The sequence below is a fragment of the Nocardia sp. NPDC050408 genome (assembly GCF_044458905.1).
GTDB lineage: Bacteria > Actinomycetota > Actinomycetes > Mycobacteriales > Mycobacteriaceae > Nocardia.
In genome coordinates this window covers 470307-494858 of the sequence record NZ_JBITIL010000002.1, presented here as the reverse complement: position 1 = coordinate 494858, position 24552 = coordinate 470307, and the positions used below count along the sequence as shown (strand labels likewise).

Genomic DNA, 24552 nt, shown 5'->3' with positions numbered 1-24552 from the left:
CCGCAGAACGCCGAAAGATTCTGTGGCAGAAGCAGTTCGGCTCAATAGTGTGGAAAACCGCAATGGGCACAGTCTGATTCGACGGTAGCCGGGTCGCAGGCGGGTTGAATGCGGGCAGAGTTGCCGGTCGATACGACGACAAGGAGGCCGGGTGCGAAAAGCAAAGCGCCCGCGCTGTGGGGCGCGGGCGCTTGGCGAAAATCGAGCAGAACGAACTAGTCGAGGTAGTCGCGCAGGACTTGTGAGCGGCTCGGGTGGCGCAGCTTGCTCATGGTCTTCGACTCGATCTGCCGGATGCGCTCACGGGTGACCCCGTACACCTGGCCGATCTCGTCGAGGGTGCGCGGCTGACCGTCGGTCAGGCCGAAGCGCAGCCGGACCACGCCCGCCTCGCGCTCGGACAGCGTCTCCAGCACCGACTGCAGCTGATCCTGCAGCAGCGTGAAGCTCACCGCGTCCACCGCGACGACGGCCTCGGAGTCCTCGATGAAGTCGCCGAGCTGGCTGTCGCCCTCATCGCCGATGGTCTGATCCAGCGAGATGGGCTCACGCGCGTATTGCTGGATCTCGAGGACCTTCTCCGGCGTGATGTCCATTTCCTTGGCCAGCTCCTCCGGGGTGGGCTCGCGGCCCAGATCCTGAAGCAGCTCGCGCTGGATGCGGCCGAGCTTATTGATGACCTCGACCATATGCACCGGGATGCGGATGGTGCGGGCCTGATCGGCCATGGCGCGGGTGATGGCCTGCCGGATCCACCAGGTGGCGTACGTGGAGAATTTGTAGCCCTTGGTGTAGTCGAACTTCTCCACCGCGCGGATCAGACCGAGGTTGCCCTCCTGGATCAGGTCCAGGAATGCCATACCGCGACCGGTGTAGCGCTTGGCCAACGAGACCACCAGACGCAGGTTGGCTTCCAGCAGGTGGTTTTTCGCACGGTTGCCGTCGCGCACGATCCAGGTGTAGTCGCGGCGCATAGCGACCGGCAGCTTTTCACCCTGCTCGGCGAATTCGCGCACCTTCTCCGCCGCATAGAGTCCGGCCTCGATCCGCTTGGCGAGTTCGACCTCCTCTTCGGCGTTGAGCAGTGCGACCTTGCCGATCTGCTTGAGGTAGGCACGCACGGAGTCGGCCGATGCGGTGAGCTCGGCATCCTTGCGGGCCTGGCGCAGCGCCTCGGATTCCTCCTCGTCCCAGACGAAGTCGCCGGAGGCCTTGTCCGCGGCGGACGGTTCGTCGGCCTCGCCCTCCTCGACCCCCTCGGCGACTTCCTCGACGAGTTCCTCGGCCTCATCGGCGAGATCGTCCTCGGACACCTCGAGATCGCCGAGATCCTCCAGATCCAGATCCTCGGTCTCGGCGTTCTCGTCGCCGGGTTCGCCCTCCGGACCGGCCTTCTTCGGTCCGGCTTTCTTGGCTGGGCCCTTCGTCGCCTTCGCGGCGGCGGCCTTCTTGGCCGGGGCCTTCTTGGCGGCGGCCTTCTTGGCCGGAGCCTTCTTCGCGGCAGCCTTGCGGACCGGCCGTGCTTCGGTTACATCTGCGGAGTCGGCGTCGGCCGATTCGGCGGTCTGACGGGTCGTGGCTACCACGTACGCCCTTTCGTGACGGTCTCGTGCGGCGTCACGCCAGAGTGGTGTTCCGGCGGAGCGGTCTGTCGGGTTTCACCGGCTGAGCGCCGGGTCTGGGGTTTCCGGCTCGCGGCCGGAGTACGTTCCATTGTAACGATCGAACCAGGGTACCTACGGCACGATCCCGGCAACGGCTAATGCCATACCCTCCGCGCGTCTACGGCGCGATGCCGGCATCGATCGCCATGGCCGCGCCGACGATGCCCGCGGTGTTCTCCAGCCGCGCGGGAATCACGGGGGTTCGGTTGGTGAGCAACGGAATCCATTGCTCGGCATCTCGACTGATGCCCCCACCTGCGACGAAGACCTTCGGCCAGAACAAATTCTCCAGCCCGCTGAGCACAATGCTGACCTGTGCGGCCCACTGCTCGTAGGTCAGGCCGTCGCGATCCTTGATCGAGGCGGCGGCGCGATGTTCGGTCTCCATACCGCCGATCTCCAGATGGCCGAGTTCGGTATTGGGCACCAGCGTGCCGTGGAACAGCAGCGCCGAGCCGATGCCGGTGCCGAAGGTCAGCAGCAGCACCAGGCCGTCGAAATCCTTTGCCGCGCCGTAGTGATCTTCGGCCAGACCGGCCGCGTCGGCGTCGTTGAGCACGGTGACGGCACGACCGTCGAGCGCGGTGGAGAACAGCGCCCGCGCGTCGGTACCGATCCACGCCTTATCGATATTGGCGGCCGTCTGCGCGACGCCCCCTAGCACGACCGAGGGCAGTGTGATGCCGACCGGGCCCTCCCAATCGGCCTGGGCGACCAGTTTGGCGACAGCGTCGGCGACCGCCTGCGGTGTCGAGGGATGCGGTGTCAGAATCTTTATCCGCTCGTGGACCAATGCTCCGGTGGTCAGATCCACCGCGGCGCCCTTGACGCCGCTGCCACCGATATCGATACCGAATGCGTGCCCCCGAGCGGACATGACGTTCCCTCGTTCCCTGTGCTGGCCGATGTGATGAACGCGCCGCCGCACAGGAGCTCACCACCGGCTGGTCGCGGAGCATGCGGCGATGTGCCCGACGACGGCGTTGTGTCGTGCACGACAAGAGTAATGGGCGGGTATCGGTTCCCGTTCGCCGAGGATCTGTGATGGCATGGGGGCATGCCGGAGACCAGAGCGTCAGTTACCGACCGACCGACCGCGACGCCATCCGAGGATGTTGCCGAATTGCGTCGGATCGCGGTCCAACTCGCCGAAACCGCGGCCGCGCATGTGCGCTCGCGCCGCCCCGAGATATTCGGTCCGGAGGGTGCGCGCGACGGTGCCGTGCAGACCAAAGGCCACCCTACCGACCCGGTGACCATCGTCGATACCGAGACCGAGGAGCTGATCCGGCGCCTGCTCGCCGAAGCGCGCCCCGGTGATCCGATCCTCGGTGAGGAGGGCGGCGGCAGCCTGGCCGGCGGTGACGAGGACACCGTGCACTGGGTGGTCGACCCGATCGACGGCACCGTGAACTTCCTGTACGGCATTCCGGGCTACGCGATTTCGGTGGCCGCGGTGCGCGCCGGACAGCCCATCGCCGGTGCGGTGGTCGATGTCGCGCGGGCCGCGACCTATAGCGCCGCGGTGCGGATGGGAGCCACGAAGGTGACCGGTGACGGCGCGGTGGAACATCTGCGCTGCACACCGGTGCGATCGGCGTCGATGGCCTTGGTGGCCACCGGATTCGCCTACGGCAAGCACCGCAGGGCCAAGCAGGCGGAACTGGTCGCGCAGATCCTGCCGCAGATCCGCGATATCCGTCGCCTCGGCGCGGCGGCACTGGATCTGTGCTTCGTCGCCGAGGGTCGCATAGACGCGTACTACGAACACGGACTCAACGCCTGGGACTGGGCCGCGGGCGCGTTGATCGCCGCCGAGGCGGGTGCGCAGCTGCGCTTGCCCGCGGCGACCAGCCCGGGTACGGCAGGTGAGTTGGTCGTCGCCGCCGCACCGGGTGTCGCGAACGAATTGACCGAACTGCTCGAACGCGTCGGCGCGACAACCGCGATTCCGGACGCCTGAAACGGATCGCCCCGGTCTGCCGAAGCGGCACACCGGGGCGATGAAGGTCGGTCAGGCGAGGTCAGCAGCGTGCCGTGCGTGCCGCGGACAGCAGTTTGGGATCGATGGACGTCGATCCGCCCGGGGCAGGATTCTTCAGCGATTTCAGCACTTCCTCGGCGTCCGGGCTCGGCCGCAGCGACTCGCCGAATACCGAACCGAGCACCAGGTCCACCGTGTCGTCGTTGCGCTGATCCTCGATCAGCTCGGCGCACGGCGCGACCAGCTGAACCGAGGCGGCGGCCGGTCGGCCGTTCACACCGAAGCGGATCTGGCCAGTGCAGTTCAGGTCGCCGTTGACATAGACCGGATCGTTACCGAACTGCTGCCCCGGCCCGCTCGCGAAGCCGAGGTCGCCGAGCGCCGAGGCGATGTGCGAGGCCTGCCCGCTCTTGTTGTTCGCGTTCAGCACGCGGACCTTCGACGAGGCCAGCGCAGCCGGTTCGACGTCGGTCAGCCGCGACTGGCCGACCCGCTGCCCCATCGGGGCGGGTTGGGGCGACTTCGCGTCGGTAGCCGGGCTCGGCGAATTGCACGCCATCGCGGTTCCGCTGCTGTCCTCGGTGGTCAGGGCCTTGATCCACACCACGGTGCAGATCAGGAGTAGGACGCCGACCAAGATCAACCATGGCTGGTTGCGTCGCCGGAGGAAGGGTTGACCCGTTCGATCCGTTGCGCTGCCTTCGGTGATGAGTGAAACCACGGGCATACTCTACGAAAATGTGTCCGCGCCAGGGCGACGGCGGGCCGGGCGAGCTGGGTGTGAATGCGGTGCGTAAGGTCTCGGCGAGTTCACGGTTGATGTCGATTACCCCTCAGTTTCGAATCGTCTGTGTTTTGATTGCGACTTTTGCTCTGGCGTCCGCTATTGTCTGGCGGCCCAGATCGAAACATCGCAGCCCAAATCGGTGGTCGGTCGCGGGAACAAGAAGGGCATGTCCTGCGTTTACCGAGCGCTATCAAAGGTGGGTCCGCATGATCCGCCCTGATAGGGGACCGGTGTACGTGTGACGTGCACCACCGGCGGGGCGGTGCTGGTCATTCCGATTCGAGGGAATCGGTGTGAGTGGCCCGGTCCGGGATATACGGAGTAAGGACGAGGGGAAGACGACATGGCAACCGACTATGACGCACCGAGGCGCACTGAATCCGACGAAGTGTCGGAAGATTCGCTGGAGGAGCTGAAGGCTCGTCGCAACGAGGCACAGTCCGCCGTCGTGGATATCGACGAATCCGATACCGCGGAGTCGTTCGAGCTTCCCGGCGCGGACTTGTCCGAGGAAGTCCTGACAGTTCGGGTGATCCCGAAGCAGGCCGACGAGTTCACCTGTTCCAGCTGTTTCCTGGTCCATCACCGGAGCAGGCTGGCCAGTGAGAGTGGCGGTCAGCTGATCTGCATGGACTGCGCAGCCTGATCTGCGGCGCGAGATCTGATCTCCAGCCGAGATCAATGGTCAGCCCGCGCTCGGCACGCCCGGCTTCAGCCAGGTATGCCAAGCGCGGCCAAGACCCGGTCCGGCCGTCGCGTACTGATCAGCCAGTACGGCGTCGGATCGTCCGGGTCGTCGAGTACAAGTAGCACCATCGGCCCCACCCAAGGCCGATGTTGGACATAGGCGGCGGGGTCGAGTTGGCGGCCCAGCGCCGCACTCTTGGCGGTGGGGGCCACCGTGGCCGATCTGGCCACGAAGTTCACCGGCAGATGCGCGCGATCGGCGCGGAGTTCGCGGATACCGGAGGCTTCCCGGGCGACTTCCACCCGATGGCGGCTCAGCCACAACAGCACCCACACCGGCACCGGAAACAGCAACGCGTAGGGCAACCAGGCGCGCAGGCCCGGTGCGCCCATATGGATTTCGGCGGCCAGCAACCCGGCGATGGCGAACGCGATCGGCCACCACCACAGCGGCACCCAGAGGCGCTCGCGATAGGGCTCGAAGCTCCGCTGTTGTTCGTCCATAGGCACTGGGTTGGGCTGGTCCGACACGACTCAACACTAATTCACGGAGGTCGAGGGCTTACGCGTAGGCTCGGACAACGTGAGCGAGCGCAGCGAGCGAATATTGAACACCGCAGCCCGGGCGGTCATGACGGAGCCGAGCGTCAGCGAGGCGCGGTCATGAGCGCCCTTTCACCCATACCTTTGCTGCGGCTTGATCCCGGCATCCCCGTGCCAACGCGTGCTCACCACGGAGACGCGGGCGTGGACCTGTGCACTACGGAGGACGTCATCATCGAGCCGGGGGAGCGTGTGCTGGTCGGCACCGGTGTCGCGGTGGCGCTGCCGGTCGGCACGGTCGGCCTGATCCATCCCAGGTCCGGACTCGCCGCGAAAACCGGTCTGTCCGTGGTGAATACGCCGGGCACCGTAGATGCGGGCTATCGAGGTGAAATCAAGGTGTGCCTGATCAATCACGATCCGCGCACCCCGATCGAACTGCGTCGCGGTGATCGGATCGCGCAGCTGCTGGTGCAGCGGGTGGAACTGGTCGATTTCGTGGAGGTCGAGGCACTCGATGACACCACGCGGGGTGCGGGCGGTTACGGGTCGAGCGGTGGCCACGCGAGTCTGGCCGCGTCGGCCGACGAGGCGGGCACTCTCGGCAAGGAGGCATGACGAGAATGTTCGGAAAGAGACGCAAGTCCGGCGGACGTGACGAATACGTCGAGGACCGCTACAACGACGAATACGCCGATGAGTACCGCGCCTACGGCGACGCGGATTACGACGATGAGCCGATCACCGATGAGAATCCCATCATCGATCCGATCACCGACGAGAATCCGATCGTCCCGGCCGAGTACGTCGCAGCGCACTACCACGACGAACCCGAGTACGGCGAGCCCGAGTACGACGAGGCCGACTACGACGAGGCCGACTACGACGAGGCCGACTACGACGATGACGACGTCGTGGAAATGCCCAAATCCGGCCCCTACGACTACGACGAAGTGGCCGAGCTGTTGGACAATGTCACCGATCAGCGCCTCGATCTGGGTTCGGTGATCCTGCCGGTGCCGCCGGGCGGCCAATTGCAGGTCGAGATGACCCCGGACGGCACGCCGCAGGCGGTGCACCTGGCGACCGAACACGGTCGGATCACCGTCGCGGCCTACGCCGCACCCAAGTCAGCGGGCCAATGGCGTTCGGTGGCAGCCGATCTCGCCGAGTCGCTACGCAAGGACGGCGCCAGGGTCGCCGTGGAGACCGGACCGTGGGGCCGGGAACTGCTCGCCATCACCGAGGGCGCGGATCTGCGCTTCATCGGGGTGGACGGTCCGCGGTGGATGGTGCGGCTGGTGGCCGCGGGGCCGCAGGGCGCCGCCGATGACGGTGCGCCGCTGGTGCGGGCCGCGCGAGCGATCTTGACCGAAACCGTGATTCGGCGTGGCGACGAGCCGATGCCGGTGCGCGAGCCGTTGGCCGTCGTGCTGCCACCGGAGCTGGCCGAGCAGCTGGCCGCCGCGCATCAGGCGCAGGTGGAGGCCCAGCAGCAGGCAATGGCCGCACAGCAGGCCGCGGTCCAGCCCACACCACAGCCGCTGGTCCCGCCGCGCATGCCGAATGAACCGCGCCGCGGCGCGGACGGCTCGGCCATGCAGCAGCTCGGACTGAACTAGAACGCCGCGAGTCCCGCGTTTCCGAGGATCGCGGGATTCGCGCCGAGTTCATCGAGGGTGATCCGGATCAATTCGGCGTGCGGGATCAGCTCGGCCCATTCTTCGGCGACCGACAGCGGATGCACCGGATCGTCGACGGCGGTGACGATGGCGACGGGTACCTCGACAGTGCCGAGCCGTTCCGCGTCGGGCCACTTGTAGTCGGCGGCCTCTTGCAGCGCCTCGGGCAGCCGCGGCCACTGCGAATGCCAGGACTGAGTGAGCGCGTCGGCGAGCCAACGCGGGCTGCTCGCGCGCATGCGTTCGACCACCGCGTCGAGCCCGTCCGTACGCAACTGGGCCGCGGTGGCGGCGGCGCTGAGCGCGGCCGGGCACGCGGCGGTATCGGGGCCGGTCCAGGCCGGTAGCGCCGCCACTACGCCGCTTGCTGCCTCGGGATGTTCAGCCGCCCATTCGAGCGCGACCGCCGCGCCGAGGGAGATCCCGGTGGCCAGAATCGGCCCGCGCATGGCGGCCTGATCGAGCGCCGCACGGTACCCGGCAACCACGCCGGACGGGTCGGGTTCGACGGCGATGAATTCGATTCCGCGTGCCGCACAAGCCAGTCCGAAGGCGCGGCGGGCGAAGTCGGCATCCGATCCGGTTCCCGGCAACGCCACGGCGATCGGGGCGGGGCCGCTGCGGTCCGGCGCGAAATGTGGGGAGTCGAACACCGGTCCGAGCGTAGCGGGGGGAGGGTTGCCCATCTACAGTGGCGGGTATACGGCCTTAAGCCGGTCGTCACCGGAACAACCACGATGGCGTGTGACCCACGTCGTCTTGCTCCATGCAGGAGAGCGTCAAATGTCATCAGCCGCCTCAGGTTATTTTCGCCGTCTGAGCCGCAGGCTGACCGAGGATATCGATCAGTTGGACGCCGAGGAACTCGCCGAATCGGCCGATGCGTCGGGTGCCTGCCGGGCCTCGGACTGTCAGCGCGGTGACGAGGCGACCATGCTCGGCCGACTACGCAGCGTCGAGGCGTGTCCGAAGTCCGTCGGTGCCAGTGTTCAGGCAGAATTCTTCGATGGCACCGATGCCATCAGTCTGGTGTGGATCGGCCGCCGCCGCATTCCCGGTATCGAACCGGGCCGCAAGATCCTCGTCCGCGGTCGAGTGGGTGACCGGGATGGTCGTAAGGTGATCTACAACCCCTACTACGAATTGCGTGAGAACAGCTGACGTATGCCATCGAGCAACGAGAACGCCGCCGAGATCCACACCGCAGGTCGTGAGCCGATCGACAAGGGCCCGTCCGACGTCGTAGATCGCTCCGTAGACGCCGAAACCGAAGAGGCCGAACAAACCCTCCTCGAGCAGCTGGGCGGCTTCAGCGGCCTGATCTACTCGACCTTGCCGGTGCTGGTCTTCGTGCCCGTGAACACCTTCGCCGGGCTCACTGCGGCGATCTGGTCCGCACTCGGCGTGGCCGCCGCGATTCTGGTGTGGCGGCTGGTGCGGCGCAGTCCGATCCAGCCGGCGATCTCAGGCTTCCTCGGGGTCGGCATCTGCGCGTTGATCGCCTACCGCATGGGTGAGGCGAAAGGCTTCTTCCTGTTCGGCATCTACACCAGCCTGGTGTACGCCGGGGTGTTCCTGGTTTCGATGCTGGTGCGCTGGCCGCTGGTCGGCGTGATCTGGGGGGTGCTCAACGGCCACGGCACCGAATGGCGGTCCGACCGCCGCATCGTGCGCCTCTACGACCTCGCGACCACCACCTGGGTGATCGTATTCGGCGCGCGCTACCTGGTGCAGTCCCAGCTCTACGACACCGATCGCACCGGCTGGCTGGCCTTCGCGCGCATCGCGATGGGCTGGCCGCTGACCGCCGTCGCGCTGGCCGTCACGGTGTGGGCTGTGCGCCGGGCCGGACATCTGCCGGTGAGCCGGGGTGCGGCCGCCGAAACGGCCTAGGAATTCCGGCCCCAATTTCGCTGGGGTGTTAACGAATCGCAGCCGGAGGTGGGGGAGTACGCACCCTGGGGTGCCTGGTTGGGCGACCGAGTTCATCAGACGATCAGTGCAAGCAAAAAATGCACGATCGGCGAGGAAGGACTCGGACGTTGGCTACCGAGCACAACATTGCGACACTGTCGAAGAACCAAGCCCACCACAACCCGGCCCTGTCGGAGAGCCGTCGGGTATCGGGTGAACTGGAAAAGTTGATCGCTCCGGCGGCCGCGGGCGACCGTTCGGCGGTCTCCGAGATCATCCGGCTGGTCCACCCGCTCGTGCGCCGGTATTGCGGTGCGCGCCTTGGCAATACCGCGCATCTGCACGTCACGGCCGACGATGTGGTGCAGGAGATCCTGTTGGCCACCGTCAACGCCATCCCGCGCTATCGTGATCAGGGCAAGTCGTTTCTGGCCTTCGTCTACGGCATCGCGGCCAATAAGGTAGCCGACGCGTTCCGGCGTTCGCAGCTGCACCCGATGTACCCGGTCGACCACGTGCCCGATAGGGCGTCGACCGCAGCCGGTCCGGAGGAGTGGGCGATCGCGTCCGAACGTCGTGAGGCCACCCGGGAATTGATGAAGATCCTGGCGCCCGCGCATCGTGAGGTCCTGGTGATGCGGATCGTGCTCGGCTGGACCGCGGCGCAGACCGCCGAGGCCATTGGCACCAGTCCCGGCGTGGTTCGAGTGATGCAGCATCGCGCGCTCAACAAGCTGCGCGCGGAGCTCGCGGCCGCAGCCTGAGGTCGGTAAAGGCGCTGATCGTGTCAGCCTTGTCGGGGAGTCAGGGTTTGATGCCGTGCGTGGCCAGCGCCACCCGCAGGTCTTCCTCGGCCTCCACGGAGGTCACGAACAACAGCTCGTCATCGCCCTCGAAGGGGTCGTCGGGCTGCGGCACGATCACTCGGCCGCCACGCAGAATCGTCACCAGGGCGGCGTCGCGCGGCAGGGTGAGCGTGCGGACCGGCTTGCCCGCCAAGGCGGTATCGCTGGGCAGGGTGATCTCGACCAGATTGGCTTGCCCCTGCCGCAGCGTCATCAACCGGACCAGATCGCCGACCGATACCGCCTCTTCCACCAGCGAGGCCAGCAGCCGCGGTGTCGACACCGCGACATCGATGCCCCAGGACGCGTCGAAGAGCCATTCGTTGCGCGGATCGTTGACCCGCGCCACCACCCGGCGCACGCCGAATTCGGTCTTGGCGAGCAGGCTGTGCACCAGATTCGCCTTATCGTCGCCGGTGGCGGCGATGACCACTTCGTAGGTCTGCAGACCGGCGTCCTCCAGTAGTGCGAGTTCGCACGCGTCGGCATGGACCCAGACGGCATCCGGGATGGCGGCGGGGTCGATGTGGTCGAGCTGGCGCTCGAGCAGCATCACCCGATGGCCGCCGCGCAATAGCTCCCTGGCTATCGATCGGCCGACGGCGCCGGCTCCGGCGATCGCCACTTTCATGTTCAGTCCTCGCTTGCTGGGGGCTTACCGGCCAAGGCGACGGCCTCGCCGACGGAGCCGGAGGTGGCTGCGACATAGACGATGTCGTCGGCTTGGACCACGGTCTTGCTCTCGGGGAGCAGGCCCTGACCGAACCGGATGATGAAGGCCACCCTGGCGCCCACATTGCTCTCCAGATCGCGCACGGTGCGCCCGTACCACTCCTCGTGCAGCGGCAACTGGGCTACCGCCACGGTGCCCGTCGGATCGCGCCAGGTGGTAGTGCCGCCGTCGCCGATCAGCGTGGTGAGGAAGCGGTCGGTGGTCCACGGCACGGTGGCGATGGTCGGGATGCCCAGGCGCTCGTAGACGGCGGCGCGTTTGGCATCGTAGATGCGCGCGACCACGCGCTGCACGCCGAACATTTCCCGGGCCACCCGCGCGGAGATGATGTTGGAGTTGTCGCCGGAGGAGACCGCGGCGAAGGCGTCGGCCCGCTCGATTCCCGCGCGGGTCAGCACATCCCGGTCGAAACCGACGCCGACCACCCGCTCGCCAGGAAAGTCTTCGCCGAGGCGCAGGAAGGCGCTGGGGTCCCGATCGATCACGGTGACCTCGTGGCCGACCCGGACCAGGGCGCGTGCCAGCGATGAGCCGACCCGTCCGCAACCCATGATCACTACGTACACCGCAACCTCGTTCCTGGAAACTGTGTTCAATTGGCGGCGCTCGCGGGCCCTACGTGGTTACGCAAGCTTCCTCCTCCGGCCCTGAGCTCACGCCGCAGGGCGTTCGGTTTGCTTACCTCGGCATCGAACCGTACCCGCCAGATGTTTCCATGGCCCAATTTCCCCTCCGCCCGTCAACCAAACATACGACGCGAACCGGCCGAGGGAGCGCTCCATCCTGCGGGGATCTATGCTCGCTCCAGTGTCCAAGTTGACGACGGCAGCCAAACGTGTGCTGCTGGGCAGGCCTTTCCGTAGCGATGCGCTGGGCCATACCCTGCTGCCGAAGCGAATCGCGCTTCCGGTGTTCGCCTCCGATGCGATGTCCTCGGTGGCCTACGCTCCGGAGGAAATCTTCCTCGTCCTTTCGGTGGCAGGTATTTCTGCCTACGTCTATGCGCCCTGGGTGGGTCTGGCCGTCGCATTCGTGATGGCGGTGGTGGTGGCCAGCTATCGGCAGAATGTGCACGCCTATCCCTCCGGCGGCGGTGACTACGAGGTCGCCACCACCAATCTCGGGCCCAATGCCGGGCTTACCGTCGGCAGTGCGCTGCTGGTCGATTATGTGCTCACGGTGGCGGTATCGATCTCCTCGGCGGCGTCGAATATCGGGTCGGCGATTCCGTTCGTCGCCACGCACAAGGTGTTGTTCGCGGTGGTCGCCATCGTGGTGCTGACATCGATCAATCTGCGCGGCATCCGGGAATCGGGTGTTGCCTTCGCGATTCCGACCTACGCCTTCATCGTCGGCATGTTCGCGATGCTCGGCTGGGGCCTGTTCCGCATCTTCGTACTCGGCGACGACCTGCGCGCCGAATCGGCCGGCTTCCAGCTCAATGCCGAGGACGAGCACCTATACGGACTCGCGTTCACATTCCTGATCGCGCGGGCGTTCTCCTCCGGCTGTGCCGCGCTGACCGGCGTGGAGGCGATCAGCAATGGCGTGCCCGCATTCCGGAAACCCAAGTCGCGCAATGCCGCGACCACGCTGCTGATGCTCGGCAGCATCGCGATCGCACTGCTGCTGGGCATTATCGTGCTGGCCCAGAAGATCGGGATCGTGTACGCGCACAACGAATCCGAGTTGATCGGCGCGCCCGCGGACTACCACCAGAAGACGCTGATCGCACAGCTGGCAGAGACCGTATTCCACGGCTTCCCGCTCGGCTTCTTCTTCATCACCACGGTGACCGCGCTGATCCTCGTGCTCGCGGCGAATACCGCGTTCAACGGCTTCCCGGTGCTGGGTTCGATTCTGGCGCAGGATCGTTACCTGCCGCGGCAGTTGCATACTCGCGGCGACCGGTTGGCGTTCAGCAACGGCATTCTGTTCCTCTCGGGCGCGGCCGTCGCATTCGTCGTGGTGTTCGGTGCCGAGGTGACCAAGCTCATCCAGCTCTACATCGTCGGGGTGTTCGTCTCGTTCGTGCTCAGCCAGACCGGCATGCTGCGACACTGGACCCGGCTGTTGCGCACCGAAACCGATCCCGCGCAGCGGGCGCGGATGAAGCGGTCCCGAGTGATCAACGCGATCGGGCTCAGCGCCACCGGGACGGTGCTGGTCATCGTGTTGATCACCAAGTTCTTCGCCGGTGCCTGGATCGCGATCTGCACCATGGTGTCGATCTTTATTGTGATGAAACTCATTCGGCGGCACTATGATTCGGTTTCCCGCGAACTCGATGAGCAGGAGTGGGACGGCGTGCTGCCGAGTCGGTCGCATTCGATTGTGCTGGTGTCCAAACTGCATCTGCCGACGCGCCGGGCGCTGGCCTACGCGCGCGCGACCCGCCCCGATACCTTGGAGGCGGTGACGGTGAACGTCGACGAGGCCGATACCAGGTCGCTGGTGCGGGAATGGGAGCGCAGCGATATCACGGTGCCGCTCAAGGTGATCGAATCGCCCTATCGCGAAATCACCAAGCCGGTATTGGATTACGTCAAGCGGGTGCGGCGCGATTCGCCGCGCGATGTGGTGACCGTATTCATTCCGGAATACGTTGTCGGACACTGGTGGGAGCAGATTCTGCACAACCAGAGCGCGTTGCGGCTCAAGGGCCGATTGCTGTTCGAGCCCGGAGTCATGGTGACGAGTGTGCCGTGGCAGTTGACGTCGTCCGCGAAGGCCAGGCAGGCGGGCGTGGTGAACGCCCCGGGTGCGGTGCGGCGTGGGTACGAGGACCGAGGGTGACCGACTGGCGTTCGAACACCTTCGAGGTCCGGCTCGGACCACCCGGGCACGGCGGGTTCTGTGTCGCCCGGCACGAGGGCCGGGTTGTGTTCGTACGACACGGGCTGCCTGATGAACTGGTTCGAGTGCGGGTCACCGAGGATCGCGGGGGTTCGTTCTGCCGGGCCGATGCGATCGAGATTCTGCAGGCATCCCCGGATCGCGTCCCCGCTACCTGCCCCGTCTCCGGTCCCGGTGGCGCGGGCTGCTGCGATTTTTCCTTCGCCACCCCCGCCGCGCAGCGGGCGCTGAAGGCGGCGGTGGTCGCGGAGCAGTTGCGCCGCATCGCCGGAATCGAACGCGATATCACCGTGGAGCCGATCGCCGGATATACGGCCGACGCCACCGGCGGTTGGCGCAGCCGCGTCCGGCTGGCCGTCGACGCCGCGGGCCGAGCCGGAGTGCACGGGTATCGCAGTACCGAGGTGATCGCCGATCTGCGCTGCCCCCAACCGGTTTCGGGCGCGATGGACGGTATCGCGGACCGAATGTGGACGCCCGGTGCGGATCTGGTGGTCGCGGTGGACGGCGACGGGATGCGGCACATCGTCGAGTTGGCTCCGTCGGCGGTTGCGGGACCAGCTGAGCATGGGGGTGAACGGCCCTCGGCGCGCGGTGAGGATCGGCGTGGCAGGCGGGAGACAGATCGGCGCGCGGGGAAACGTCGTACCGCCGAGCGGGGACCTGGGCCGCGTGCCGGTGCACGTGGACTCGGCGACGAACGGCGGCGGGCGGCGGCGCGGCGGGCGGCGACGCATGCGGCCCGGGACGAGTGGGTGATGGGAGGTAGCGGTCGGACGGTCGAATACGTGGCCGGGCGTCGGTGGGAGCTGGCGGCGACCGGGTTCTGGCAGGCGCATCGTGGTGCGGCGCAATGTTATTCGGATGTGGTCGCCGGGTGGGCCGGGCTCGGTCCCGGGGAGCGGGCGTGGGATCTGTACAGCGGCGTCGGGGTTTTCGCGGCCCGGTTGGCCGGACAGGTCGGTCGGACCGGTTCGGTGCTCGCGGTGGAATCGACGCGGTCCGCGGTCGCCGACGGCAATGCCGCGCTGCGCGATCTGTCCTGGTTGGACCTGCGCGCCCAGCGCGTCGAACACTGGCTGGCCGAACATGCCAGCAGCGCCGCCCCGGAGGTGGTCGTCCTGGATCCACCTCGCGCGGGCGCGGGCAAGGAGGTCGTCACCGCCGTGACCACCAGCGGCCCGTCGCGCATCATCCACATCGGTTGCGATCCGGCCTCATTCGCCCGCGACCTCGGCCTCTACCAATCGGCGGGCTACCACCTCGCCGATCTGCGCGCCTTCGATGCGTTCCCCGCCACCCATCATGTCGAATGCCTCGCCCTATTGGAGCGTTGAGACCTGTAACGCGCGCGGCTTAGAGTCGCACCATGACCGTGTACGTCGTCGCACAGCTGACGTTCACCGATCGCGCCGCCTACGATCGCTACCGTGCACGCTTCCTCGAGGTGTTCACCCGCTACTCCGGCACCCTGCTTGCCTCCGACGAATCCCCGCAGGTGATCGAGGGCGATTCGGATCGCGAGAAGGTCGTGCTGATGTCGTTCCCGGACGAGCCGTCGTTTCGTGAGTGGGCGGATTCCCCTGAGTACCAGGAGATCTCGAAGGACCGACATGCGGGCTCGGATACGGTGACGCTGCTGGTCAAGGGCATCGATCGGCGCTCGTGAAGGTCAGTCTTCGTACACCGGTGGCCGACGGTCGCGCCGCGCCCGGATGGCCTCGTCGAAATTCTCGGTGGTGAGGCGGACATAGAGCTGGGACATGCCCTCGTGCTGCATATGGGATTCGAAACCGCCTGCCTCCATACCGCTCCACAGCATGCGTTTGGTGAGCTCGGTGCCGACCCGGCTGAAACTGATGATCCGCTCGGCCAGGTCATAGCAGGTGTCGAGAAGTTCGGCGGTGGGCACGACGCGCGAGACGAGACCGATGCGTTCGGCCTCGACCGCGTCGACATCTCGCCCGGACAGCATGATTTCGAAGGCACGGGATGCGCCGATAGCGCGCGGCAGCAGATAGCTGATGCCCAATTCCGCTGAGGTGAGGCCGTTATTGATGCCCGCCGCACGAAAGTAGGCGTCCTCGCCCGCGATTCGGATATCGGCGGCGACGCTGAGACAGAATCCGCCGCCGATCGCCGCGCCGTTGATCGCGCCGATGACCGGTTGGTTCATTCGTCGCAGCGTGATCATCACATCGTTGAGCAGATCCATCGAGCGCCGCGCGACGCTCGTCTTGGTCAGGCCCTCGGTATTGGGAATCCGGCCCGCGTTCTGCAGATCCGCGCCGGAGCAGAAGCCGTCGCCCGCGCCGGTGAGCACCACGACTCGTACCTCGTTATCGGCGCTGACCGCTTCGAGGGCCTCGCGCAGCGGGATCATCACATCGAAGGCCATCGCGTTCATCCGTTCCGGCCGGTTGAGTGTGACCAGCGCGACCTGCGGTCGCGGTTTCTCGATGAGCACGAACGACATGCGGGACCCTAATCAGACGCGATGAGGTCCTCACTATACCCAAGCAAGCGTTAGGTTAGCTGCAATCAGTCGAGCTGCCAGGTCGCGCGGATGGTCGCCGAGATTTCGGATTCGCCGAGTTCGACCGGAACGGGAGCGCCGCCGTACGACTCGTTCATCGGGGCCGACATGGCCATGAGTCGGGGTGTGGTGGGCGGGGTAGCGGTGGCGTTCTCGGTGATTTCGAGAACCGCGCCGAGGCTGCGCCGTGCGCGGCCCGCATACTGCTCGGCCTTGGCGAGCGCGTTGTCCCATGCGGCATCGCGGGCCCGGATGAGCAGGTTCTCCTGATCGGCGAAACCGAGATTGAGGCCGCCGAGACGGACATCGTCACCACCGGCCTCGACACAGTTGGCGATGATCGTGGCGGGGCCCGGATCAGCCGTTTCGCCGATTTCACGCAGCACGACGGTGAGGTCGGTGGTCGCGACGTAACCGGTGATCTTGGAGCCGCCGCCTTCGAGCCAGACGGTTTCGGTGCGCACCGACAGTCCGCTGGTGGCGATATCGGTGCCGGGAACGCCATCGGAGCGCAGTGAATCGGTGACGGCGGCGACGCGCTCGCCGGCCTGGCCGTAGGCGAGCGCGACCTTGCTGGCCCGGGTCTCGATGGAGATCGTGACGCGCATCAGATCCGCAGTAGCGCGGGCGCTGCCGGATCCGAAGGTGGTGACCATGCCAGCGGTGTCGTCGGACTTCTTCTTGCTCACGGCGCTCTCCTGACTTCCTCGGTTGCAGATGCAACGGTCGATGCTTCGGAAATGTCCCTCGGGACGGGTGAAACCGGTCGATAGCCGCCGCCGCGCACGGCGCTCGCGCGTACCGCCGCATCCATCTGCGCATACGCACCCGCGGCGAGGCGCTCGAGCACAGCGAGTTCCAGTTGCGGTGCCTGCTGGGTGAGCACGTCGAATCGTTCCGGCAGACACGCACAGAGTCGGGGCAGTACCGGAACGTGGTGTGGCGGCTCATCACCGGCGAGTGTGACACCGGCCACCGACAGCAACGGCGAACCCCGGGTGACCGACTGTGCCACACGATTCCGTCCCGCGTCCTCGGATACGCTCTAAGGTGACAGGCGAACTCGTCCGCCCGAGCGTGTCTGCGGATGGGCTGGCGATTCGTGTGGAGGCTCACACTTCCGCGCGAAGTCGGCTGGTGGCGGGGCAATGTCGTGCGGAGCCACTGGCGCGGCTCCGTAGACTGATCGGATCAGATGCGCTTTCCGGAGGGAGCGAGTTCAGGTGGGAGTGCTTTCCCGGGTCGATACGCCCGAAGACCTGCGACGGCTAGCCGTTGCCGAATTGGGTGAACTGGCAGAGGAGATTCGCCAGTTCCTGGTGCAGAAGGTCGCCGTCACCGGCGGGCACCTCGGCCCCAATCTCGGCGTGGTCGAGCTGACGATCGCACTACACCGGATCTTCGACTCGCCGGCCGATCCGTTGATCTTCGACACCGGGCATCAGGCCTACGTGCACAAGATCCTGACCGGTCGCAAGGATCAGTTCGACACGCTGCGCAAGCAGGGTGGGTTGTCCGGCTACCCGAGCCGGTCCGAGAGCGCCCACGACTGGGTCGAGTCCTCGCACGCCTCGGCCTCGCTGTCCTATGCCGACGGTCTGGCGAAGGCCTTCGCGCTGACCGGGCAGAACCGGCATGTGGTCGCGGTGGTCGGCGACGGCGCGCTCACCGGAGGTATGTGCTGGGAGGCGCTGAACAATATCGCCGCCGCACCGGACCGGCCCGTCGTCGTGGTGGTCAACGACAACGGGCGCTCCTACGCCCCGACCATCGGCGGTCTCGCCGACCGGTTGACCGCGCTGCGCACCCAGCCCGCCTATGAGCACGCGTTGGATGCGGGTAAGCGGATCCTCAAGAGCATTCCGCGCGTCGGTGAATCCGCGTACTCGATGGTGCATGCGGTGAAGGCCGGGATCAAGGATGCGGTGAGCCCGCAGGAGCTGTTCAGTGATCTCGGGCTGAAGTATGTCGGACCGGTGGACGGTCACGACACCGTCGCGTTGGAGGCGGCGCTGCGTCGGGCGAAGGATTTCGGCGGGCCCGTGGTCGTGCATGTGGTGACGCAGAAGGGGCGCGGCTACTCGCACGCCGAGAACCACGTCGCCGATCAGATGCACGCCTGCGATCCGATCGACCCGCTGACCGGACGCCCGCTGGGCGGCCCGAAGGCGCTCGGGTGGACGTCGGTGTTCTCGGAGGAGCTGATCGCGCAGGCGGAGAAGCGCGACGATATCGTCGCGATCACCGCGGCCATGCCCGGACCGACCGGTCTAGCGGCATTCGGGGAGCGCTTCCCGGAACGGATGTTCGATGTCGGCATCGCCGAACAGCACGCGATGGCCTCGGCGGCCGGACTCGCTCTCGGTGGCATGCATCCGGTGGTGGCGATCTACTCGACATTCCTCAACCGTGCGTTCGACCAGTTGCTGATGGATGTCGCGCTGCTGAAGCAGCCGGTTACCGTGGTGCTCGATCGTGCCGGGATCACCGGTCCGGACGGTGCCTCGCACAATGGTATGTGGGATCTGTCGGTGCTCGGCATCATTCCCGGCATGCGCGTCGCGGCCCCGCGTGATGCGGCGACGTTGCGTGAGGAGTTGGCCGAGGCGCTCGCGGTGAGCGACGGGCCGACCGCCATCCGCTTCCCGAAGGGCAGTGTGGCCGAGGATATTTCGGCCGTCGAGCGGCTCGATGGGGTCGATGTGCTGCGGCTGCCCGAGCGCGAGGGCGGCTCTGCTCGAGCTCAGCGCGGCGATGTGCTGCTGGTCGCGGTCGGGCCCTTCGCGTCGACCGCGGTCGCGATCGCGGATTTATTGGAACCGGAAGGTATTTCGGTCACTGTCATCGATCCGCGTTGGGTGCTGCCGGTTTCCGATACCGTCGTCAAGCTCGCCGAAAACTACCGTCTCGTGGTGACTTTGGAAGACGGCGGACTGCACGGCGGGATCGGGTCCACCGTTTCCGCTCGGTTGCGCGGTGCGGGTTTGGATGTGCCTACCCGTGATCTCGGTGTGCCGCAGCACTTCCTCGACCATGCGTCGCGCAATGAGGTGCACGAGGAGCTCGGTCTGACGGCTCCCGATATCGCCCGCCGCATCTCGGGCTGGCTCGACGCACGCTGAGCGCGCACGCCGCCCGGGGCCTGGGGCCGGGCGGCATGATTCGGTGCTTCGGCTGGTGATTGCGGATCGCACGACGGGTCCTCGGTGCCGTTCCGTTTCGGCACGCTCTGGTCGCCATTTCATCGGCGATTGTCTGTCTGCGTCTGTGCGCGGGCGACTAACGCGTGGCGTTACGGCGATGGGATGCACGGACTTTCACGCGATTGCCGCAGACGTCCATGGAGCACCAGGTACGGCCGCGGTTGCGGGAATGGTCGTAGAAGGCCCAGCGGCAGCTCGGTTCTCGGCAGGTCTTGAGGCGTGACCAGGTGCCCGCCGCGACGGCGGTGGCGACGTCGGCGAGCAGGGTGGTCAGGGCGTGGTCGACCACGTCGTCGGTGTTGGGGACGAGGCGGGGTGGGGTGCTGGTCACGTCCAAACTCAGCGGTAGCGTCGCGGTGAGGGCGGCCAGTTCGGCGCGGGCCCCCGGGTTCAGGCCGTCCGGGCGCGGGCTGGTGACAGGTTCGGCATTGTTCGTGGCGAGCAGGGCACGCAGCCCCTCGCGGACACGGACGGCTCGCTCTTGTGCGGCCGTGTCGGCCACGCCTATTGGCAGCAATTCGTGGGCGTGTAGCCAACTCGTCAATTCTTCGGGTGTCCCGATGGTGTCGCCGTCCGCGCGGCGGGTGTTGACGAATTCCACCAGACGAGCGAGCGCCGCAGGTGCGGCATCGACCATGTCGGACATGAAATCCATAATAACCGTCCATTGACGATGGCTAGTTACATAACTACCGTTTATCGAACAGTAGTTATCCGAGCGGGACTCCGCTCCGGCACAGGAGGATCAGTCATGGGATCGGTCGAGCGGGAGATCATCGTCGAGGCGCCTGCCGAGGAGTTGTGGAAGATCATCGGCGACTTCGCACAGGGCCCGATCCGAATGGCGCCCGGCTTCGTCACCGACAGCACCCTCGATGATCCGGACCTGCGCGTCGTCACCTTCGCGAACGGCACGGTGCTGCACGAACGGTTCATCGCACTCGACGAAACCGAACGCCGGATCGTGTTCTCCATCGTCGGTGGGAGCGTCACCCCGGCGCACGACAACTCGTCCATGCAGGTTTTCCCGCACGCCGACGGCAGCCGCTTCGTCTGGATCCACGACACCCTGCCGCACGAACTCGCCGACGCATTCGGGGCGTCCATGGAGCACGGCCTGCAGGTCTTCAAGCAGACCGTCGAGACTGCCGCCTCGACCTCGTCCTGAGAGCAGAGTTCGGTCGCCGCTCAGCCCGGGCGATCGACGTGTAGAGGAGCGCCGCGCGCGCCTGGAGCGCACGCCTGGGGGGCAATCCTTCGACTCGCGCGTCGACGACGCCCGCGTGCACCGGGCGACGCGGCGTTCGAGGTGAGGGACACGGGCGTTGTCAGCGCCTGGCGAGCTGAATCGCCTCGATGATGGCCCGCCACCAACTAAGTCGTTGGCCTACTCGGGGGTCGGGGTAAGGGCGGCGGCGAGCCGGGGGACTGCGAGCTCGCGCTGCCAAGGCCGGGCGCCGCCCGACTTGAGGAACCCGTCGATCGCAGCGGATAGGTCGTCCGGATCGCCGACACGGTCGTAATCGGGGAGTCCGTCCCAGCACAAGCGGCGCACCAGGTCGGGGGAGACCAGATTTTCGACTGGAATCGCGTACTCGGTGGACAGTTCACCCATTGCCGCGCGCGCTCGAAGCAGTCGTGCGGCGGCGGCCGGATCGCGGCGCTCCCATCGGTTGACCGGCGGCGGACCCTCGAACGGTTGGGTCAGGGGTGGTAGATCGGTGTCGGGAAGGGTGCGGCCGCGGTCGACGGCGGCGAGCCAGTCGCGGGAATAGCGGCGTTGGCGTGGTCCGCCGAAGACCGGCAGGGTGCGCAGTTGAGCGATGGTGCGCGGTTCGGCATTCGCGGCGGCGATGATCGCGGCATCCGGGAGAATGCGGGCGGGTGCGACATCGCGGGTACGCGCGAGGGTATCCCTGGTGGTCCACAGTTCGCGCACAATGGCCAGTTGGCGGGTGCGGCGCAGGGTGTGGATGCCGGAGGTACGCCGCCAGCGGTCGGCCTTGGGCGTGCCGGGTTCGGTGATCCGGACGTGTTCGAATTCCTGTGTGGCCCAGTCGGTCTTGTGCTGGGCCTCGAGCGAGGCGGCCACCTCGTCGCGCAGCTCGAGCAGCAATTCGACATCGAGCGCCGCGTAGTTCAGCCAATCGTCGGGCAGCGGCCGGGTCGACCAGTCGGCCGCGCCGTGACCCTTGCGCAGCGCCCGGCCGAGCAGTCGCTCCACCATGGCCGCCAGTCCGACGCGCTCGAATCCGGCCAGCCGGCCCCCCAATTCGGTGTCGAACAGGCGCGCGGGCCGCAGACCGAGTTCGGCGAGCCCGGGCAGATCCTGGTCCGCCGAATGCAGTACCCATTCCAGATCGTTGATCGCGGCAGCCAGCGGTTCGAGCGCGTCGGTGACCGGAATCGGATCGATCAGGAAGGTGCCCGCACCCGCCCGCCGCAATTGGATCAGGTATGCGCGCGCCGAATACCGGAAACCGGAGGCGCGTTCGGCATCGACGGCCAGCGGACCGGTCCCCGCTGCGAGCCGCGCGGCGGCATCGGCGACCTCATCGGCGGTGACGAGCACGGGCGGTACACCGTCAGCTGGCATGAGCAGCGGCTCTGCCGTGCTTTCTGGTGGTGTGTTGCTTTGCTCGGACTCGTCTGCTAACGACATAAACCTGAACTTTACGTGGCGATCAGGTGTGGTCGTTGCTGGTATACGACTCCGGTCGCAGATGAGTGATTCCGGCGGGCGGCAAACCGGCCGCGTAGGCCAGCACTTCGCAGAAGCCTTCCACATGCGGACGCATATCGGTGGTCATCGCGGTCCAGGAGGCGCGCAGCTCCAACTGGTGTGCGCGCGGGGGTCCGGCGATATCGCCGTAGCGCACCGAACTGGTGGAGGTGACGGTACCGCCGAGCGCGGTGAACGGCTCACCGCGGGTTTCGAGCGCGTCGACCAGCCAGCTCCAGGCGACCTCCGGCAGCAGTGGGTCGGTGGCCAATGCGGCATCGATATCGGCCTGGATGTAGGCGACCAAGCGGAAGATGCCGTGCCAGGCCTCGGCGCCATCGGGATCGTGCAGCAGGATCAGCCTGCCGAAGGCATCGCCCTCGGAATCGACCGGCACCACATTCGTTTCGGGGTGTTTGACTTCCGCGCCTAGTGCGTAGGAAAACGGTGCCAGGCGTTGTGGCGGTCGGATCGGTGCCAGCTCGATTCGAGGATGCACGGTTGCGGTGCCCATCGCATCGACCGCGGCGCGAAATTGAGCTGGCTCGCCGTTGGGTCCTTCGGTCGGTGCGGCTCCGTCGCGGAAGTCGAGCGGTGTCACGGAAGCGACGGTAGACCTTGCGTGCCCGGCGCAGTCGGAGGCGCGCCGCTAGATGGCCTTGCGGGCCGCATACGATAGGCGGTGATGAGCACTCATACCCGTCGCCGGTTGACCGATGCCCCGTTCCTGGCCGCCGCCACCGGCGCCGCACCGAGCCGTCGTCCGGTGTGGTTCATGCGGCAGGCCGGACGGTCGCTGCCCGAGTACCGCGAACTGCGCAAGGGCATCGGCATGCTGGAGTCGTGCTTCGATCCGGAGCTGGTGTGTGAGATCACCATGCAGCCGATCCGGCGCCACGGTGTCGATGCGGCGATCTTGTTCTCCGACATCGTCGTTCCGCTGAAGGCCGCCGGTATCGATCTCGATATCGTGGCCGGCGTCGGACCGGTGATCGCCGCGCCGGTGCGCACCATCGCGGATGTGCGCGCACTGCCGCGGCTGCGGCCCGAAGAGGTGGGCGCCGTGACCGACGGGGTGCGGCTGCTGACCGACGCGCTCGGCGACACGCCGCTGATCGGATTCGCCGGTGCGCCGTTCACGCTCGCGTCGTATCTGGTCGAGGGTGGGCCGAGTAAGAACCACGAGCGCACCAAGGCGATGATGCACGCCGACCCGGCGACCTGGCACGAGTTGCTCGGCGTTCTCACCGATATCACCATCGCCTTCCTGCAGGCGCAGTTGGCCGCCGGTGTGGACGCGGTGCAATTGTTCGATTCCTGGGCCGGTGCGCTCTCGCTGGCCGACTATCGCGAATTTGTGCTGCCGCATTCGGAGCGGGTGTTCGCGGAGGTCGCCGAGGCCGGTGTCCCGCGGATCCACTTCGGGGTCGGGACCGGTGAGTTGCTCGGTGCGATGGGGGAGGCGGGCGCCGATGTCGTCGGCGTCGATTGGCGGGTGCCGCTGACCGAGGCGGTGCGCCGGGTCGGACCCGGAAAAGCGTTGCAGGGCAACCTGGATCCCGCCGTGCTATTCGCCGGATCCGCCGCCGTCGAGGCTGAAGCGCGGCGCATAGCGCACGAGGCGGACGAGGCGATCACCATGGGTGCGGCGGGTCACATCTTCAACCTCGGACACGGCGTGCTGCCCGATACCGATCCGGGCGTGCTGAGCGCCCTGGTGCAACTCGTCCACGAGCTGTGACCGACCGGTCGGCCTGTGCCGCTGGGTAGGAGTCCGGTGGTCGAGAAGATCGCGGGTCGGGTCGCCGTTCTCGCGCCGCGACTCGGTTCGACCCGCCTGGTAGCGGTGGACGGGCCGGCTGGAGCTGGAAAGTCAACGTTCGCAGCGTCTTTGGCGGCACTGTGCGATGCCCAGGTGGTACACGCCGACGACTTCGCGGCCGGAAACAACGAACTCCCCTGGTGGCCGCGGCTCGAACAGCAGGTGCTGGTGCCGATCGCCCAGGGCCGAGTCGGTCGATATCAGCGATACGACTGGAACAAGCGGGATTTGGCCGAATGGCACGATGTCAGGCCCGGGGGAGTGCTCATTCTCGAAGGTGTCTCCTCGGCTCGCGCTGTCGTCCGCGATCGGCTATCGCTCGCGGTATGGATCGACACCCCGCGCGCGGTGCGCCTGGCGCGCGGTCTCGAACGCGACGGCGCGCACACCCTGCCCTTGTGGGAGCAGTGGATGGCCGCCGAAGACGCCCATTTCGCCACCGAACACACACGCGACCATGTGGACCTGATCATCCCCGGTGCGCCTTGACCCCCCGTAAACGAATGACGTAACGGACGCGTCGCGCGGACAGCGCCTTATGTGCGGCCGTAAATAGCTGTGCAACAGTGCAATT

The 24552-nt window shown here is 66.7% G+C and carries 27 protein-coding genes; 14 read left to right on the top strand and 13 right to left on the bottom strand.

Translation table 11 applies throughout. The features are described from left to right. Positions 1-215 precede the first annotated feature (215 nt). Together ACIBJI_RS07105 and ppgK are read right to left on the bottom strand one after the other, a co-directional pair. Positions 216-1586, bottom strand: coding sequence for an RNA polymerase sigma factor (locus ACIBJI_RS07105; RefSeq protein ID WP_364339875.1), 1371 nt, complete (start codon positions 1584-1586; stop codon positions 216-218). A 196-nt stretch (positions 1587-1782) separates the two neighbouring features. Continuing rightward, positions 1783-2541 (bottom strand): polyphosphate--glucose phosphotransferase, encoded by a 759-nt coding sequence (ppgK, locus tag ACIBJI_RS07100; RefSeq protein ID WP_364339877.1) that lies wholly within the window; start codon positions 2539-2541, stop codon positions 1783-1785. 180 nt (positions 2542-2721) lie between these two features. Here ppgK and ACIBJI_RS07095 point away from each other — a divergent pair, with 180 nt between their 5' ends. After that, complete coding sequence (locus tag ACIBJI_RS07095; RefSeq protein WP_397083339.1) at positions 2722-3627, top strand: inositol monophosphatase family protein; 906 nt, start codon at positions 2722-2724, stop codon at positions 3625-3627. 61 nt (positions 3628-3688) lie between these two features. Here the strand turns inward: ACIBJI_RS07095 and cei are convergent, their stop codons facing one another. Beyond that, a complete protein-coding gene (gene cei / locus ACIBJI_RS07090) occupies positions 3689-4369 on the bottom strand; it encodes an envelope integrity protein Cei (protein ID WP_364339881.1) in 681 nt (226 codons plus the stop codon). Positions 4370-4778: 409 nt separating this feature from the next. Here cei and ACIBJI_RS07085 point away from each other — a divergent pair, with 409 nt between their 5' ends. Next, positions 4779-5081 carry a DUF4193 domain-containing protein gene (locus ACIBJI_RS07085; RefSeq protein WP_040692543.1) on the top strand — a complete coding sequence of 101 codons (303 nt, stop codon included), beginning with the start codon at positions 4779-4781 and terminating at the stop codon, positions 5079-5081. A gap of 65 nt (positions 5082-5146) precedes the next feature. On the opposite strand, the gene ACIBJI_RS07080 is transcribed toward ACIBJI_RS07085, so the two are convergent. Then, entirely contained in the window at positions 5147-5626 is a 480-nt protein-coding gene (locus ACIBJI_RS07080) for a DUF3093 domain-containing protein (protein ID WP_364340692.1), read from the bottom strand. Between the two features lie 159 nt (positions 5627-5785). Here ACIBJI_RS07080 and dut point away from each other — a divergent pair, with 159 nt between their 5' ends. Next, complete coding sequence (gene dut, locus ACIBJI_RS07075; protein ID WP_364339884.1) at positions 5786-6283, top strand: dUTP diphosphatase; 498 nt, start codon at positions 5786-5788, stop codon at positions 6281-6283. A gap of 5 nt (positions 6284-6288) precedes the next feature. Continuing rightward, positions 6289-7287 carry a DUF3710 domain-containing protein gene (locus tag ACIBJI_RS07070; RefSeq protein WP_397083337.1) on the top strand — a complete coding sequence of 333 codons (999 nt, stop codon included), beginning with the start codon at positions 6289-6291 and terminating at the stop codon, positions 7285-7287. Here ACIBJI_RS07070 and ACIBJI_RS07065 read toward each other — a convergent pair. Then, positions 7284-8000 carry an alpha/beta hydrolase gene (locus ACIBJI_RS07065; protein ID WP_396954988.1) on the bottom strand — a complete coding sequence of 239 codons (717 nt, stop codon included), beginning with the start codon at positions 7998-8000 and terminating at the stop codon, positions 7284-7286. The genes ACIBJI_RS07070 and ACIBJI_RS07065 overlap by 4 nt on opposite strands. 130 nt (positions 8001-8130) lie before the next feature. Between ACIBJI_RS07065 and ACIBJI_RS07060 the strand changes: the two genes are divergently transcribed. The 3 genes from ACIBJI_RS07060 (at position 8131) to ACIBJI_RS07050 (ending at position 10025) form a co-directional block, all read left to right on the top strand. Continuing rightward, positions 8131-8508 (top strand): OB-fold nucleic acid binding domain-containing protein, encoded by a 378-nt coding sequence (locus tag ACIBJI_RS07060; RefSeq protein ID WP_040692536.1) that lies wholly within the window; start codon positions 8131-8133, stop codon positions 8506-8508. A gap of 3 nt (positions 8509-8511) precedes the next feature. Then, positions 8512-9240: a DUF3159 domain-containing protein gene (locus ACIBJI_RS07055; RefSeq protein ID WP_364339889.1), complete on the top strand. Its 729-nt coding sequence runs from the start codon at positions 8512-8514 to the stop codon at positions 9238-9240. A 149-nt stretch (positions 9241-9389) separates the two neighbouring features. After that, complete coding sequence (locus ACIBJI_RS07050; RefSeq protein WP_396954989.1) at positions 9390-10025, top strand: sigma-70 family RNA polymerase sigma factor; 636 nt, start codon at positions 9390-9392, stop codon at positions 10023-10025. A gap of 40 nt (positions 10026-10065) precedes the next feature. Here the strand turns inward: ACIBJI_RS07050 and ACIBJI_RS07045 are convergent, their stop codons facing one another. After that, positions 10066-10737 carry a TrkA family potassium uptake protein gene (locus ACIBJI_RS07045; protein ID WP_364339893.1) on the bottom strand — a complete coding sequence of 224 codons (672 nt, stop codon included), beginning with the start codon at positions 10735-10737 and terminating at the stop codon, positions 10066-10068. Positions 10738-10739: 2 nt separating this feature from the next. Next, a complete protein-coding gene (locus ACIBJI_RS07040) occupies positions 10740-11405 on the bottom strand; it encodes a TrkA family potassium uptake protein (RefSeq protein ID WP_364339895.1) in 666 nt (221 codons plus the stop codon). A 241-nt stretch (positions 11406-11646) separates the two neighbouring features. Between ACIBJI_RS07040 and ACIBJI_RS07035 the strand changes: the two genes are divergently transcribed. The 3 genes from ACIBJI_RS07035 to ACIBJI_RS07025 are packed head-to-tail and all read left to right on the top strand — an operon-like array spanning position 11647 to position 15364. Continuing rightward, positions 11647-13635, top strand: coding sequence for an APC family permease (locus ACIBJI_RS07035; RefSeq protein ID WP_364339897.1), 1989 nt, complete (start codon positions 11647-11649; stop codon positions 13633-13635). After that, on the top strand, positions 13632-15032 hold the full coding sequence (locus ACIBJI_RS07030; protein WP_396954990.1) for a class I SAM-dependent RNA methyltransferase: 1401 nt from the start codon (positions 13632-13634) through the stop codon (positions 15030-15032). Before ACIBJI_RS07035 ends, ACIBJI_RS07030 begins: the two co-directional genes overlap by 4 nt. Positions 15033-15064: 32 nt before the next feature. Next, entirely contained in the window at positions 15065-15364 is a 300-nt protein-coding gene (locus ACIBJI_RS07025) for a DUF1330 domain-containing protein (RefSeq protein WP_364339901.1), read from the top strand. Positions 15365-15367: 3 nt separating this feature from the next. On the opposite strand, the gene ACIBJI_RS07020 is transcribed toward ACIBJI_RS07025, so the two are convergent. The 3 genes from ACIBJI_RS07020 to ACIBJI_RS07010 form a co-directional block, all read right to left on the bottom strand. Then, on the bottom strand, positions 15368-16171 hold the full coding sequence (locus ACIBJI_RS07020; protein ID WP_364339903.1) for an enoyl-CoA hydratase: 804 nt from the start codon (positions 16169-16171) through the stop codon (positions 15368-15370). 65 nt (positions 16172-16236) lie between these two features. Further along, positions 16237-16920, bottom strand: a complete 684-nt coding sequence (locus ACIBJI_RS07015) for an SIMPL domain-containing protein (protein WP_364339905.1) — start codon at positions 16918-16920, stop codon at positions 16237-16239. Then, a complete protein-coding gene (locus ACIBJI_RS07010) occupies positions 16917-17246 on the bottom strand; it encodes a hypothetical protein (protein WP_364339907.1) in 330 nt (109 codons plus the stop codon). Before ACIBJI_RS07010 ends, ACIBJI_RS07015 begins: the two co-directional genes overlap by 4 nt. Before the next feature lie 208 nt (positions 17247-17454). On the opposite strand from ACIBJI_RS07010, the gene dxs reads away from it, so the two are divergent. Then, a complete protein-coding gene (gene dxs, locus ACIBJI_RS07005; RefSeq protein ID WP_364339909.1) occupies positions 17455-19353 on the top strand; it encodes a 1-deoxy-D-xylulose-5-phosphate synthase in 1899 nt (632 codons plus the stop codon). 157 nt (positions 19354-19510) lie between these two features. Here dxs and ACIBJI_RS07000 read toward each other — a convergent pair whose 3' ends face one another. Then, positions 19511-20080, bottom strand: coding sequence for a CGNR zinc finger domain-containing protein (locus ACIBJI_RS07000; protein WP_397083334.1), 570 nt, complete (start codon positions 20078-20080; stop codon positions 19511-19513). Positions 20081-20185: 105 nt separating this feature from the next. On the opposite strand from ACIBJI_RS07000, the gene ACIBJI_RS06995 reads away from it, so the two are divergent. Then, positions 20186-20602, top strand: a complete 417-nt coding sequence (locus ACIBJI_RS06995) for an SRPBCC family protein (protein WP_364339914.1) — start codon at positions 20186-20188, stop codon at positions 20600-20602. A gap of 219 nt (positions 20603-20821) precedes the next feature. On the opposite strand, the gene ACIBJI_RS06990 is transcribed toward ACIBJI_RS06995, so the two are convergent. Beyond that, a complete protein-coding gene (locus ACIBJI_RS06990) occupies positions 20822-22096 on the bottom strand; it encodes a ribonuclease D (protein WP_364339915.1) in 1275 nt (424 codons plus the stop codon). A 22-nt stretch (positions 22097-22118) separates the two neighbouring features. Continuing rightward, complete coding sequence (locus tag ACIBJI_RS06985) at positions 22119-22670, bottom strand: DUF3000 domain-containing protein (RefSeq protein ID WP_364340696.1); 552 nt, start codon at positions 22668-22670, stop codon at positions 22119-22121. A gap of 171 nt (positions 22671-22841) precedes the next feature. Between ACIBJI_RS06985 and hemE the strand changes: the two genes are divergently transcribed. Beyond that, a complete protein-coding gene (gene hemE / locus ACIBJI_RS06980) occupies positions 22842-23897 on the top strand; it encodes a uroporphyrinogen decarboxylase (RefSeq protein WP_397083331.1) in 1056 nt (351 codons plus the stop codon). 36 nt (positions 23898-23933) lie between these two features. Further along, positions 23934-24467, top strand: a complete 534-nt coding sequence (locus tag ACIBJI_RS06975) for an aminodeoxychorismate synthase (RefSeq protein ID WP_364339919.1) — start codon at positions 23934-23936, stop codon at positions 24465-24467. The last annotated feature ends 85 nt before the right edge of the window (positions 24468-24552 follow it).

Excerpts from the sequence above, each read along its gene's own strand:
- ACIBJI_RS07020 (WP_364339903.1), bottom strand. The coding sequence starts at position 16,171 with ATGTCGTTCGTGCTCATCGAGAAACCGCGACCGCAGGTCGCGCTGGTC.
- ACIBJI_RS07080 (WP_364340692.1), bottom strand. The coding sequence starts at position 5,626 with ATGGACGAACAACAGCGGAGCTTCGAGCCCTATCGCGAGCGCCTCTGG.
- ACIBJI_RS07060 (WP_040692536.1), top strand. The coding sequence starts at position 8,131 with ATGTCATCAGCCGCCTCAGGTTATTTTCGCCGTCTGAGCCGCAGGCTG.
- ACIBJI_RS06995 (WP_364339914.1), top strand. The coding sequence starts at position 20,186 with ATGGGATCGGTCGAGCGGGAGATCATCGTCGAGGCGCCTGCCGAGGAG.
- ACIBJI_RS07025 (WP_364339901.1), top strand. The coding sequence starts at position 15,065 with ATGACCGTGTACGTCGTCGCACAGCTGACGTTCACCGATCGCGCCGCC.
- ACIBJI_RS07055 (WP_364339889.1), top strand. The coding sequence starts at position 8,512 with ATGCCATCGAGCAACGAGAACGCCGCCGAGATCCACACCGCAGGTCGT.
- ACIBJI_RS07085 (WP_040692543.1), top strand. The coding sequence starts at position 4,779 with ATGGCAACCGACTATGACGCACCGAGGCGCACTGAATCCGACGAAGTG.
- dut (WP_364339884.1), top strand. The coding sequence starts at position 5,786 with ATGAGCGCCCTTTCACCCATACCTTTGCTGCGGCTTGATCCCGGCATC.
- ppgK (WP_364339877.1), bottom strand. The coding sequence starts at position 2,541 with ATGTCCGCTCGGGGGCACGCATTCGGTATCGATATCGGTGGCAGCGGC.
- ACIBJI_RS07095 (WP_397083339.1), top strand. The coding sequence starts at position 2,722 with ATGCCGGAGACCAGAGCGTCAGTTACCGACCGACCGACCGCGACGCCA.
- ACIBJI_RS06990 (WP_364339915.1), bottom strand. The coding sequence starts at position 22,096 with ATGTCGTTAGCAGACGAGTCCGAGCAAAGCAACACACCACCAGAAAGC.
- ACIBJI_RS07070 (WP_397083337.1), top strand. The coding sequence starts at position 6,289 with ATGTTCGGAAAGAGACGCAAGTCCGGCGGACGTGACGAATACGTCGAG.
- ACIBJI_RS06985 (WP_364340696.1), bottom strand. The coding sequence starts at position 22,670 with ATGGGCACCGCAACCGTGCATCCTCGAATCGAGCTGGCACCGATCCGA.
- ACIBJI_RS07000 (WP_397083334.1), bottom strand. The coding sequence starts at position 20,080 with ATGTCCGACATGGTCGATGCCGCACCTGCGGCGCTCGCTCGTCTGGTG.
- ACIBJI_RS07045 (WP_364339893.1), bottom strand. The coding sequence starts at position 10,737 with ATGAAAGTGGCGATCGCCGGAGCCGGCGCCGTCGGCCGATCGATAGCC.
- hemE (WP_397083331.1), top strand. The coding sequence starts at position 22,842 with ATGAGCACTCATACCCGTCGCCGGTTGACCGATGCCCCGTTCCTGGCC.